We start from the raw sequence: 12,500 nt of genomic DNA, 5'->3' as shown, positions 1-12,500 counted from the left end.
AGCGTGTGAGTCAGTGCCCCACCATTTTTATACAGCGCCATAACTTCTCCTTGTCCCTCTATAGCCAGCAGTTTGTGGCGACTTGACTATAGCCGTCAGCCACCATCATTCCACAACCCCACGAATCGATTGCCGCTATCAATGGAGTAGACGTAACTGGTAGCTCGATAGCCGCTCGCCAACCACTATCAAATATCTATTGCAGACAGCCATTTGATTCAACTATCATTGCTCTATCGAATTCAAGTTCAAAGGATAGTCCGCCATGAATGCCCACCTCTACCTCCGAGCATCGACCAAAGACCAAGACGCCAACCGTGCAAAAGTTGCACTGCAGTTGTTCGCTGCCGAAAAAGGTTTGAGCATCGTTGGCGTGTATGCAGAAAACATCAGTGGCACCAAGCTCGACCGTCCTCAGTTGCTCGCCTTGCTTGATACTGCCGAGAAGGGAGACGTTCTACTGGTTGAGTCTGTAGACCGCCTCAGTCGCCTTTCACAGGCTGATTGGGACACTCTCAAGGCCACCATCAAGGCCAAGGGGCTACGGTTGGTTGTAGCTGATCTGCCTACTAGTCACATGCTGGTTGAAGCCAAGGGAATAACAGGCCAAATCATGGATGTTATCAACAACATGCTGATTGATCTTATGGCAACCATGGCACGACTGGATCAAGAGAAACGCGTGGAACGCATCAAGCAAGGACTGGAGAACAAGCGTGCTGCTGATCCTGAGTGGAAGCCAGCAGGCAAAGGTAGAAACGCTGCCAAGTGGGCAGAGGTACAGGCGCTGATGCGGAAGCATCCAACGATGTCTGCTGACATGATCGCCAAGCAGGCTGACTGTGGTGTCGCCACTGTGTATCGGATCAAGAAAGAGACGACAGCAGCGTGATAGATGTTCGCCCTGTGTCTATTGATATGATCAGCAGCTACAGAGCAAGCTTGAACTTATTTATCGATTTTGGCGGTGCTCATTTGCCCCCCTCACGCATGGCTTAGAAGGTCAGGCAAAACCACCAGGATTACTTTTTCCAGCCAACGAACCAAACCGATATCGAAGTGCATTGATTTTCTGGCGGCGGGGGGTATGGCCTCAGGAAAAATGTCTACCCAATCAGAAGTGTTCGCACCAACCAAGAAACGCCTCGTCATTACTCAAGAAGATGAACGGCTTTTTGCCATCCTCTTCGTACTCGTTGACGGTCAAGGCATAGATGCTTGAGCCGACTCCAGCCCCTTGGTCTTTCCGCATGGTCGCTACGGCCTTGTAGCTATTCTCAGTCGATCCGTAGTCAATCACTTGTGGGTCGGTGACGTAAGAGTTCTTCAAAGCTCCCGCCATCAATCCAGTCCGTCTTTCTACGGTGAACTGTTTGCCGATGTAGATTCGGTTTATCGGCTTTTCTTTCGCGGCAACCGTGCTTTCAATCGTGCAGCGGTAGTCTTCCGCCGCCCATGCATTCGTTGTCGCTGCCAGTGCGACCGCTGTCGCTATTCCTGCCTTCATGGTGACGCCCTCGATATGTGATCTGGCAATGTTACCTAGGGCTAACTGCATCTCAGGCGACCGGAGCAAGAATTTCCCTCAGGAATGGAAACTCTGGAACACAGGTTAGGTCGATCTGTTGTCTCAGAGCATCGTCGCCTGACTTATGCGTCCCGAGGCAAAGGTAGTAGTTCTGTCCTTCGTAGATGGCATAGACAATCCACTCGCCAGTCATCTCGCCCGCGTCGTATCGCCTCTCGTAATTCTCCTGGACAACCTCTTGGACAATTTCAGCTATGTCTGAAACTTCAAAGTAGCGTTCTTCCCCCGATGCCTCTACCTCTTTAACTTTCTGTTCAAGCTTCGGCAGCCCGTACCTGTTGAGAGCGTTCCGCAAATTCGTCGCCATCGACGATATGCCGATCACCGGATGGTGCTTATGCCAAAGCCCCTTCAATGGCAATCTGTTGAAACGAACGGGTGGTTTGGTTGCACTCTCTTTCTCCGAGTTCTCCAGTGCTTCAACTTCTGCCATCACACGCCCAATCGGTAGTGTGCCAGCCAATACCGACTGACAGTAGAGCTGCATGGCAAAGTAAGTGCTGTACCTACCAAGGGAAAGGCGGTTCAAGCCGATGGTCTCCACAAACTCCCTGATTTCTGCCGTCTTGTCCTTACCATCCAAGATTATCTCGCTGAACATCTGCCATTTCTCCCTGAGCGGTATTTAGAGCAGACTTCTTCGTCTATAGAGTAAGCATGTCTCCGATTGCTAGTCGCCCCTTATCCTCATTCGGTCCGTCTGCGAGGGCATGCACGGATACTCTGAGGTACTGCCGCGAAGGACGTCGCTGATCTAACTCCATTGATGAACCCCAGACACTCGCCAAGGAACCATCAACACAGTTCAAATCGAACAGGCGCGAATGGATATTGACTACATTCCCACACCCACTGCCTACAAGATCGAACAAGCTCTAGCTTGTCAACTGGATTAGGTATAAAGCACACATCCAAAAAATCGCCCAACTGCTGAACTATTGCCAAGTAATACGAATCACCCTTCTGTCTAGCAACAGCCTCTTCATTACTTGTCAAAGTAAATGGCTGCGACGGTGAAGCTATCAACTTGACTTCAACAAAAATCTTTTTCCCATCCTTATCGACACACTCAATATCATAGCCAAGATTCTGCCTACTTACATCATTAGCAATCCATCCTTGCGCCATGAAAATATGCTTAACTTGCTCTTCCGCCCCTCTCCACTTCTTCAGACTCAAGGAGGTTACCTGATCAAAAACAGAATCAACCGACCATTCTGAGTTCTTCTGAAGCACACTATCTAAGGAGGCAGTTTCCTTTCTAACAGTAGGAATAATTTTTGAAGCAGCACTTAGATTTGTAAGGGCACTCACCAGACGCGACACCCCTCCAGCTCCAGCGGTTTTTTCAACCACCATATCAATGAAAGCCTCATCCAACACTAACTCACTTTCATCAATCTGAGCTATAGAAAGCTTTTTGTTTCCAGATACCCAAATAGGCCAAGACACATCTATATCACTAACATTTATTTGCTTCGTATCAGCCAACCTAACTAACTCAGACACTATCTCAGAACACCCACCCTGCGAGATATTTTGACTCACGAATGACCTCGACATGTCATTAACGCCGACATCCTTAGCGCCAAGATATCGCATTAAAGCAGACGCCCCGTCAACACCTTCGACAGATTGAGGCATAGGTTCAAGCCCGCTCAACTTAGCCAATAACTCGAAGTCTATGGAATTAAGCCACAACGGACGCAGCACAAACCTATCCAACTTGCATACTTCTTGGAGCCTCCTGAACAGCTCTGACTTAAATGACCTTTTCTGGTATTTATGCATTCTAGGGTCATCAAGAGGAAGAAGTGCCTTTAGCATTCCGATTGAGTCAGGCATTGGCTTATCTAGAACTATATCATTCACCAAGCCAGCTAATATCGCTGCTAAATCCGAAACTCCTTGATCTGTCCTATCATCAAAAACAATCCTAGTCCTTGAAGGATCTGTACTAATATCACTATTGAGCTTAACGCCAAGACCAGTAGACTCATTAGTCGGCAGAAATGCATGAACTACCGCATCACTTTCAGGAAGTCTCTCAATTACCTCGCTAACGGAGTCTTGATAAAAGGCAACTGAACCCTCCTGATTACCTACAACAATCCAATTAGATACCTCACGTTCTGAACTGATCTGCACCAGTCGCACCGCTCCGCCCCACTCTTCCCTACCGACCACGTAAGATTCCACAGCGCCAGCTACAAGACTTAATTTTTGAATATTCCTCAGAAACAACAGAGAGGTAGCATCAAAACTCAAAAACTCATTATCTATCGCACTTGCAGTAAAGTCACCAAATACAAAAAATGTCACATAGCCTTGTTTTCGAAGCACCTCAACTTCAGGAATAATAGCTTGGCGAGTCGCACTGTCCAACTCATGCGGTATGCGTATAAGCGGAACTCGACTAGCTTGAGGTACCGCCCTAGCTGTCAAATCTCTAGAGAAAGTAGTCTCCAGCCCATCACTAATAATATGAACCACCTCAGCCAAGCCAACTACCGACTTAAACCCTATTCCTCGATAGCCAATACTACTCCCACGAGACTTTGTAGATGACGCACTCCTGCAAATAGACTCAAAATCACTTACTGTAAATGGATTTCCATTATTTGCAACTATCAAGTAACCATGAATTTTCTTTACAAGAAAGCTCGTAGCCTTTGCATCATCAGCATTCTGAAGCAACTCTATAAACGATCGAGAGTCATAGCTTTCAGCCACATACTTCTCTAGACCTGCCAAATCAGAAAGCAGATGAGGGGAACGCTGTGCTTCTTCCAGCAAAGGCAAACGAACTTCCTGTAACATTTAATCACCCTTTCTTCGGATAAACTCTGATTTTAGAAATATTTTTAACCGAAAGATTCAGTGACTCACTGAAAGCCTCAAATCCAAAAAATGACTCACTATAATAATAGCTAGTATCCGTACCAATCACCCGATCCGACTGATCATAAACCGCGATAACCACGGTTACGTCATCCATCAGCTCTGCACCACTAGAAGCATGTATCTCTCCGTGAACTTGTAGTGAAATATAGTCGTCGTCAGCTTCCAGGAAGGCGGACATCCCCTGAAATCTCACTCCAACCCGCTCTTCAAAAGCCTCAATCCGCTCAATCTTTGATGTCAAATCAACTTTTGCCACAAACCCTGCTCCTATGCACTTCTAGTTAAACAACTAAATTTAACAAATTTTCTATATCCAACATCGCACCTAAACAAAAGAAACTACGGGCACAGTTTGGATATTAGTACATCTACCTTAGGACCAATCGATCTATTTCAGGCAGAGTCAACGCTAGCCACCTGCTTCATACTTGACACACCGCAACCTTTGCAAGCATTAATGCCAATCACGACCGCACAAGGCCACTATAATGTCGCCGCTGCGGCCGCTCCCTTCCCAAGCGAATCTGGAACACATCAAGAGTTTCACACATGTCTCGACTTAAACCATGCCAACTACCCAAACGCGAAAGATATTAAAGTCATTATTACAATGCCCCCCACAATCCATAAGGCTCTGCGAAGAGATGCGGCGCTTTCTTCGGGTGTTTTCCGTCGATACATTTCGGCATCATTCATACCGCTGGCTTCGGGCTGTAAGAGCTTGTCAATTCTTCTTTGAATTTTATCGTTATGATTCGCGTTGTTAATCGCAACAATGAACCAGACGATCAGCCAAAATCCGAACGTCGGGACGCAAAGAAGCAGGTGTAAAATATGGTTGGTGCTCCTCTTCTGGCTGACCAGTACGAATATCTGTTCGTTCATCGCCCCGTCCTTGCAAGAGGTGGCTAATTGCTTTATCAAAGCATAGTCAAGCAATCGCAGTTCGAGTAGCCGTAACGTTCGACCAACGATTAATCTTCTTCTGATTTTTGAGGATATACAGCAGTAGAGCTTCTATATTGCTCTAGGAGGCGCTCTAGAAATCTCACAACCCGTGTGTCATCCTCAACAAATTCCATCACCTCAGCAATTTCTTCCTCTGTTAAGTCTCCTAGCGAATCCGGCAGCTCATCAGTGTAATGGCTCAAAATGTCCTGCCAATGAAGATCGTCACGCTCAGATATGCCGTAATGCTCATAGAGCCAATCATAGGCCACTAGCTCACCGCCAAATCCATCCTCGCCCCACACACGCTCCATTTCCCTCAACACTGCTCTGAATAGATCATCTTTTTCCATACATCCTCCTTGAATTGCTCGCTTGGTGTAAGCGTCCGCCCATCACACCTTGCGTAACTACGCAGGCGTCCACTTATGCGCCGCCCACTGCGTCGGCATACGCATTAAGACGCTTCACCGCCTATTGGCTATACGCTAGCAGCTTAGCTGATAGCTGCCACCTGACGTGCTCATGCTCAGATTTCAGCTCCGATAGCTCCCCTCGATACTCAGCTCCACCAGTTTGACGATGTCCTGGCGTGCAACCCCTGCGCTGCTTGGGGAGCGTAACGCCGAATCGAAGCCTAGTTAAAGTATCCTGCCTTGGATAGGCACAGGAGCGCATCACAGCCTGTCACAAGACACGCTACGGCGATCAACAGGACCGGGACAGAAAAAGCCAAGAAGACGGCTTTAGAAGGGAACTTGAGTAGTACAGCTGAGTAGTACAACGCAGAAACGAAAAAACCCCGTAGACCTTAATCTACGGGGCTTTTCTATGTATGGCGGAGAGATAGGGAGTCGAACCCTAGGCATTGGTGAAGGTACACGGATTTCGACTCAGTCCCATTCGGCCACTCTGGCATATCTCCAAGGTCGTGCTGTGGATGGTGATGCAATTGTAGTGAAGAAGGTGCAGAACCGTTCTGATGCACTCCCCAAAGGCCGTGCTGTCGCTGATATTACTGTCGCCAATGATCAACGCATGAAGAACGTGAATGCGCATCAAGCGGCCATAAAACCGCACCTTAAAGCTTGCCTGCACGACAAGATCAACACGCTTCAGTCAGTAGCCGATTGCCTCAACGCTCAAGCTTCCGTACCGCTCGTGGTAGCGAGTTCACTCCAACAGCAGTACGTCGCCTGATGCTGACTTTCAACGTTTCGTTCTGAGGCTGTAGGAGCTTCCGGCGGGCTAGGGTTATTTCAATATTCCGCAGCTTTCTATATCGACCCTGTGCGTTTTGCTTAGCACCTGGGACAGGCCGACCGTTTTCAGAATGAAGGGGGGTGCCTTCCAAACTCGGGGCCATTATTTTTGGCGGGATTTTGGGAAATTAGATCAGAAGTGCTATCGCGATTTTCGCCGGAACTGGGAAATCAAGCTTGAACCGAGCTACGATCTTCATCCGACGCAATCAAGGATGACACCCGATGACCGACAACAACGAAACGATGGCCGACGCATTGGAACTGCTTCTGCTCAACCAACAGGCTATCGTCGCGGGACTTGAGGAAGTGGCGTTGTGGATCAAGGCACGCGGCTCTGTCGATACGCACGACAACATCACCACCGCATTAGAAACGTTAGATTTGAACGCAGATGTCATCACCACAGCCATAGAAAAGCTGCGTCAGAATCATCAGTAGTTAAAAACCAGCTGGCCAAATGTGAAAAACCCCACCGAGGTGGGGCCGAAGCATTAGTTCTGGAATCGCATAAGTGCTTCAACTAGCGACTCTTTTCCCTTTTTCGCCCACTCTATCGGTGGCGCTTCACTGATTGACACGAAGGCTTCGTAGGTGGAAATACCTGCGGACGCAGCAGCAGCATCAATACTGTCGCGTGCGTACTTGACTGCGCCTTCTCTCGTTGTCGCTGGTGTAAAGATCGCTGTCCAGAGAGTCGTGAGTTTGTGTTTGCTGAAGTTCTTTTTCTTCAGCTCCTCGTTGAATTTCGTGCGAGCTGTTGAGCTGACGCCGTTATCCAAATCAACCGTTACAACCGCGTGGTAAGGCATGATTAATTCCCCCGCGCTTGGTTGGATTGGGAGACAACAGACGCCGCGAGGGCTTTCGTTTCCTCACTGTATTTGTTGCTCTGGAGAACCTTGCCCGCAACCGTTTCCATCTCAGCACTCGTTTGCTTTCCAGTGTTGGCCTGGGCCAACGTGGAGGCTGCGAGACTTTTGGCAATTTTAGAGGCATGGGGATCGCGGAGGGTTTCAGAGGCCAGTTTGGCCGATTTCGATGAGGACTGCTTTTTATTACTAGGCATGACGTTTTACCTTTGTAGCAAAGGATAGATTTGTCAGCCCCAAGGATTACCGGCCAGCAGAGAGCTGTTGACGATCACGTCAATGTTTGGCTCAATGCAGTCCCCCTAGGGCTAACGTAATCGCTACTGTTTAGCTTTAGTTGGTGCGGATGGTTGTGTTCTAAGTTGTGGAGACCGAAGCACGACCATTCGCAGACTTTTCTAAGTACCTCGTTCGAGGTCAGAAGCTAACGGCAAACCCCAACATGTAGGGTTTTTTCGCCGCTGAGATACAAGATAATGCGTTTTACAGGGTGTTGCAACGTACTACCTGTGGATAAACCTGTGCGTAAATTGTGTACGGAAGCAAGAATTGCGTCTTAATGCACATGAATTCACATAAAGCGCAATTTTGTTCACTCTTAAGTTAATAAATTTTTTTTCGTCTCGATGACACGCATGCATCCGTCACGGTTCGCTGCGATTGCTGTAGTCGCCATACGAATATCGGCGTTCACATTGCCCAGTGTGAACGAACCCGATATTTTGTGAACGTTCTGCATGAAATCCAAGACGAAAAAAAGGGCCAACCCGTGGGTTGACCCTTTTCACACCGCCCAGCAGAGCGGATTTTGTTTGGTAGGCGCGATTGGACTCGAACCAACGACCCCCACCATGTCAAGGTGGTGCTCTAACCAACTGAGCTACGTGCCTGCTGTGAGGCGGCATTCTACGGAATTCCGAAGGGGTGTCAACACCTTTTTTTCACCTAACCCTATGAATATGCAAAATATTTAATTTTGCTGTGGCAAAGAAGATTTTCCGCTGGCTGGCGGTGGTTTTTTAACTCGGGTAGGATCGATGCACTCGTAAAATATATTAAACAGAGGCTACAGGAATGGCGAACACTCCCTATCCAGAGTCCTATTACGCTGCGTCGGCTAACGTGGCGCCGCCGCGCCCGGTTTTGCAGGACGATGTAGAGACTGATGTCTGTGTCATCGGTGCCGGCTATACCGGCCTGTCCTCTGCCCTGTTTTTGCTGGAGAGCGGTTTTCGGGTAACAGTCCTGGAAGCCGTCAAAGTGGGTTTTGGCGCATCGGGCCGCAACGGTGGCCAGATTGTTAACAGCTACAGCCGCGATATCGATGTAATCGAACGCACTGTTGGCCCCAAACAAGCTCAGCTATTGGGGCAAATGGCGTTCGAAGGTGGACGGATCATTCGTGAGCGGGTGGCCAAATACAATATCCAGTGCGACCTGAAGGACGGCGGCGTGTTCGCCGCCATTACTGCCAAGCAGATGGGCCATCTGGAATCCCAGAAACGGCTGTGGGAGCGTTTTGGTCATGCGCAACTTGAGCTGCTGGATCAGCGACGTATCCGAGAAGTAGTGGCTTGCGATCAATACGTCGGCGGCATGCTCGATATGAGCGGCGGGCATATGCATCCGCTCAACCTTGCCCTCGGCGAGGCAGCAGCCGTGGAGTCGCTGGGTGGCACTATTTACGAGCAGTCGCCAGCGGTGCGCATCGAGCGCGGCGCCAATCCGGTGGTGTATACGCCTCAGGGCAAGGTCAGGGCCAAATTCATCATCGTCGCCGGCAACGCGTACATCGGCAACCTGGTGCCGGAACTGGCGGCCAAGTCGATGCCCTGCGGGACTCAAGTGATCGCCACCGAACCCTTGGGCGATGAATTGGCCAAGCGCCTGTTGCCTCAGGGCTATTGCGTCGAAGACTGTAACTACCTGCTCGACTACTACCGCCTGAGCGCTGACAAACGCCTGATTTTCGGCGGCGGCGTGGTCTACGGTGCGCGCGACCCGGCGAACATCGAGGCGATCATTCGACCGAAGATGCTCAAGGCCTTCCCGCAGCTCAAGGACGTGAAAATCGATTACGCCTGGACCGGTAATTTCCTGCTAACGCTATCGCGCCTTCCCCAGGTCGGACGACTAGGCGACAACATCTACTATTCCCAGGGTTGCAGCGGCCATGGCGTGACGTATACGCACCTGGCGGGCAAGGTACTGGCTGAAGCATTGCGCGGTCAGGCCGAGCGCTTCGACGCCTTTGCCGACCTGCCCCACTACCCATTCCCTGGCGGGCAATTGCTGCGTACACCATTCGCTGCATTGGGCGCCTGGTATTACGGATTGCGGGACAAGCTCGGATACTGATCGATAGAAGTGAAAAGGTGCCAGCGAAGGCGTCATCACGCGCCTTCGCTGGCAAGCCTGGCTCCTGCGAAAAGCGGTTCATTCACTGGCATTACGCTGAATGCGCCCCTTCGCTGATTCAGAAGTCGACTGTCGCTGAAAGCAGGTAGGTGCGCGGTGTCGCGAGCGTCAAGCCAGGCTCGCTGTCATCCGAGGCCCCGGCCGAACTCCAGTAGCGTTTGTCCGCCACGTTCTCGACATTGGCACGCAGCGTGATGTTCTTTTCATCGATCTTGAACGCGTAGCGTGCCCCCACGTCGAGACGCTCCCAGGCGTCGATTTCCTTATTGTTGGACTGATCCAGATACTGCGAGCTGGAATAGAGGCCGCGGCTGGTCAGGGTCAGACCTTGTACGGTCGGCACATCCCACTCGGCGCCCAGGTTGACGTTGTATTTCGGCGTGGCTGGCGCCCGGTTGCCGTCGAAGGTGCCATTGGTGGTGTTGGTCAACTCGCTGTCGATGTACATGACACCACCGAGCAGGCGAAAACCCTTGAGCGGTTCGCCGAACACACTCAGCTCCATACCCGTGTTCTCACGCTTGCCGTTCGGGCCGAAAACCCGCGTCGTGGCGTTGGTTTCATAGGCCGGCTGCTTGATCCGAAACACCGCGGCAGTCACGGCGAACGCACCCGCGTCATACTTGGCCCCGACCTCGATCTGCCGGCTGATGAACGGCGGGAATATCTCGTCCTCGTTCACCGAGGTCGATGGCGCGATCTTGCCCTGGCTCAGGCCCTCCATGTAGTTGGCATACAGCGACAGCTTATCGGTTGCCTTGAACAGGATGCCGCCCGACGGCGAAACCTTTTCCTCATCGTAGGCCGTGGCACCTTTGACATCATCCGCCCAGTCGTCAACCTTCACGCGCTGCCAGCGGGCACCGAGGGTCAGCAAAAGCCGGTCATCAAAGAAACCCAGCGTGTCGGACAATGCCACGCCGCTGAAGCGGTTTTCGGTGTAGACCTTCGAATCGAGCCGAGTAGGCCTGACAGGTGTTGGTGTTTCCACGGGGTCGTAGAGGTTGCTGCGGGCGGCGGCATAACGGGCGCCGCCATTTTCGAAGTCCATGTAGAAATAGCTGGCGGCCAGATTGACTTCATGGCTCACCGGGCCGGTATGAAACCAGTTGCGCACCCCTGCCGTGGCCGTGCGGACATTTTCATCACGGGTGAAGTCACGCGGCTGAACGCTGAAATCGCCGGCGTCGTTGGTGACCGCAACGGCATGCCGGAGAAAGTCATGATTACTTTTACGCGCGCCCACGCCGCCGTACAGCATGACGGAATCGCTGACATCGAATTCGCCGTTCACCGCCCCGAACGTGTCGTTGGTACTCGCCTTGCTCCAGGGCTGCGCATAGTTGTCGCGCACATCGTTCGCATTCGGCACCTTGGCATTGGCGCCAACCTGCACGCGCTCCTGCGGGGCATCGGTATCTCGCTCGGTGCGCCCGATGTCCGTCGAGAGTCGCAGGCGCTCACCGCGAAAATCCAGGCCCAGCACGGCCATCTCGCGGTCGACACTCTGGTGATCCCATTCGGTGTCGCCGGACTGCTTCACGCCGTTGAAGCGAATACCGAATTTGTTGTCTTCACCAAAGCGCCGGCCGACATCCACGGCACCGCCGACCTGATTGTCGGAAGCGTAGCTGCCGGTGAACGAAGTGATGGGCTTGTCGGTCGCGCGCTTGGGCACCACGTTGATCCCGCCACCCACACTGCCCCGCGGCGAGATGCCGTTGATGAGCTGGCTCGGCCCTTTGATGATGTCGACGCGGTCAGCCATCTCCATGTCGATCGTATAGGTCGGCAGGACGCCGTAGAGACCGTTGTAGGCGACATCACTGTTGAACAGGCTGAGCCCGCGAATGGTGAACTGCTCATAACGCCCGCCCGCCGGGTTGGTGGCGCGAACCGAAGGATCGCTGGCGATCAGGTCGCCCAAAGTCCGAGCCTGCAGATTTTTGACCGCCTCGCCGGTGTAGGTGGTCATGCTGAACGGCGTTTCCATGAAATCTTTCGAGCCCAGCAAGCCTTGCGAACCTCGGCGCGCGACCTGACCGCCGGCATACACCTCATCGCCCGCCCCGCCCGTGGCACCGAGAATCGAAGTGGGGGCCAGTTGCAGGCTGCTGCTTTCTGGCGCCGGGGTCAGGATGTAGGCTTGTTCGCCCACCGATTGCAATTGCAGACCGGAACCCTGCAACAGCCGGGCAAAACCCTCCTCGACAGCGTATTCGCCGGAGAGACCTGAGCTGCTGCGACCGCCCACCAGGGCCGGATCGACCGAGAGATTGACCCCAGACAGACCGGCAAACCGCGTCAGCGCATCGCTCAGGCTACCGGCAGGCACCTGATAATTGCGCCGGGCACTGTCTTCGGCCCAACTGGTAGCGATGAATAACGGACTAGCACTCAGGCCCAGCATCAGGCCCAGGTGCAACAACGGACGCAGGCGGGAAGAAGCCGGGCGCGGACAGCAAGGTATTACTGCGGGCATTGGGAGAGCTCTCTTGATTCGTTCAC

At 51.9% G+C, this 12,500-nt stretch carries 13 protein-coding genes and 2 tRNA genes; 4 read left to right on the top strand and 11 right to left on the bottom strand.

The window, feature by feature from the left end; translation table 11 throughout:
- The first annotated feature begins 265 nt into the window (after window positions 1-265).
- Window positions 266-892, top strand: a complete 627-nt coding sequence (locus tag ABH909_RS13850; protein ID WP_429433895.1) for a recombinase family protein — start codon at window positions 266-268, stop codon at window positions 890-892.
- 222 nt (window positions 893-1,114) lie between these two features.
- Here ABH909_RS13850 and ABH909_RS13845 read toward each other — a convergent pair whose 3' ends face one another.
- The 7 genes from ABH909_RS13845 to ABH909_RS13815 form a co-directional block, all read right to left on the bottom strand.
- A complete protein-coding gene (locus ABH909_RS13845) occupies window positions 1,115-1,558 on the bottom strand; it encodes a hypothetical protein (RefSeq protein WP_429433893.1) in 444 nt (147 codons plus the stop codon).
- 1 nt (window position 1,559) lies between these two features.
- The gene (locus tag ABH909_RS13840; RefSeq protein ID WP_429433890.1) at window positions 1,560-2,189 is read right to left on the bottom strand and encodes a hypothetical protein; all 630 of its coding nucleotides are present in this window, start codon (window positions 2,187-2,189) and stop codon (window positions 1,560-1,562) included.
- A 194-nt stretch (window positions 2,190-2,383) separates the two neighbouring features.
- Entirely contained in the window at window positions 2,384-4,408 is a 2,025-nt protein-coding gene (locus ABH909_RS13835; protein WP_429433887.1) for a DUF3883 domain-containing protein, read from the bottom strand.
- Window positions 4,409-4,412: 4 nt separating this feature from the next.
- Entirely contained in the window at window positions 4,413-4,748 is a 336-nt protein-coding gene (locus ABH909_RS13830; RefSeq protein ID WP_138866186.1) for a hypothetical protein, read from the bottom strand.
- A gap of 317 nt (window positions 4,749-5,065) precedes the next feature.
- Entirely contained in the window at window positions 5,066-5,377 is a 312-nt protein-coding gene (locus ABH909_RS13825; protein WP_429433884.1) for a hypothetical protein, read from the bottom strand.
- A gap of 89 nt (window positions 5,378-5,466) precedes the next feature.
- The gene (locus ABH909_RS13820; protein WP_429433882.1) at window positions 5,467-5,793 is read right to left on the bottom strand and encodes a hypothetical protein; all 327 of its coding nucleotides are present in this window, start codon (window positions 5,791-5,793) and stop codon (window positions 5,467-5,469) included.
- A gap of 483 nt (window positions 5,794-6,276) precedes the next feature.
- Window positions 6,277-6,365 (bottom strand) — tRNA-Ser (locus ABH909_RS13815).
- Between the two features lie 11 nt (window positions 6,366-6,376).
- On the opposite strand from ABH909_RS13815, the gene ABH909_RS13810 reads away from it, so the two are divergent.
- Window positions 6,377-6,640, top strand: coding sequence for a hypothetical protein (locus tag ABH909_RS13810; protein ID WP_429433880.1), 264 nt, complete (start codon window positions 6,377-6,379; stop codon window positions 6,638-6,640).
- A 287-nt stretch (window positions 6,641-6,927) separates the two neighbouring features.
- A complete protein-coding gene (locus ABH909_RS13805) occupies window positions 6,928-7,143 on the top strand; it encodes a hypothetical protein (RefSeq protein ID WP_429433877.1) in 216 nt (71 codons plus the stop codon).
- A 53-nt stretch (window positions 7,144-7,196) separates the two neighbouring features.
- On the opposite strand, the gene ABH909_RS13800 is transcribed toward ABH909_RS13805, so the two are convergent.
- The 3 genes from ABH909_RS13800 to ABH909_RS13790 form a co-directional block, all read right to left on the bottom strand.
- Window positions 7,197-7,514, bottom strand: a complete 318-nt coding sequence (locus ABH909_RS13800) for a hypothetical protein (RefSeq protein WP_429433874.1) — start codon at window positions 7,512-7,514, stop codon at window positions 7,197-7,199.
- Between the two features lie 2 nt (window positions 7,515-7,516).
- The gene (locus tag ABH909_RS13795) at window positions 7,517-7,771 is read right to left on the bottom strand and encodes a hypothetical protein (protein ID WP_429433871.1); all 255 of its coding nucleotides are present in this window, start codon (window positions 7,769-7,771) and stop codon (window positions 7,517-7,519) included.
- A gap of 616 nt (window positions 7,772-8,387) precedes the next feature.
- Window positions 8,388-8,464: transfer RNA gene (locus tag ABH909_RS13790), tRNA-Val, on the bottom strand.
- A 184-nt stretch (window positions 8,465-8,648) separates the two neighbouring features.
- Between ABH909_RS13790 and ABH909_RS13785 the strand changes: the two genes are divergently transcribed.
- The gene (locus ABH909_RS13785; protein WP_429433868.1) at window positions 8,649-9,932 is read left to right on the top strand and encodes an NAD(P)/FAD-dependent oxidoreductase; all 1,284 of its coding nucleotides are present in this window, start codon (window positions 8,649-8,651) and stop codon (window positions 9,930-9,932) included.
- Window positions 9,933-10,050: 118 nt separating this feature from the next.
- Here the strand turns inward: ABH909_RS13785 and ABH909_RS13780 are convergent, their stop codons facing one another.
- Window positions 10,051-12,474 carry a TonB-dependent siderophore receptor gene (locus ABH909_RS13780; RefSeq protein ID WP_429433866.1) on the bottom strand — a complete coding sequence of 808 codons (2,424 nt, stop codon included), beginning with the start codon at window positions 12,472-12,474 and terminating at the stop codon, window positions 10,051-10,053.
- Window positions 12,475-12,500 lie beyond the last annotated feature (26 nt).

It is taken from the genome of Pseudomonas sp. BS3782 TE3695, assembly GCF_050435305.1.
In the GTDB taxonomy this organism is placed as follows: Bacteria; Pseudomonadota; Gammaproteobacteria; order Pseudomonadales; family Pseudomonadaceae; genus Aquipseudomonas.
This window is presented reverse-complemented; position numbering and strand designations above follow the sequence as displayed.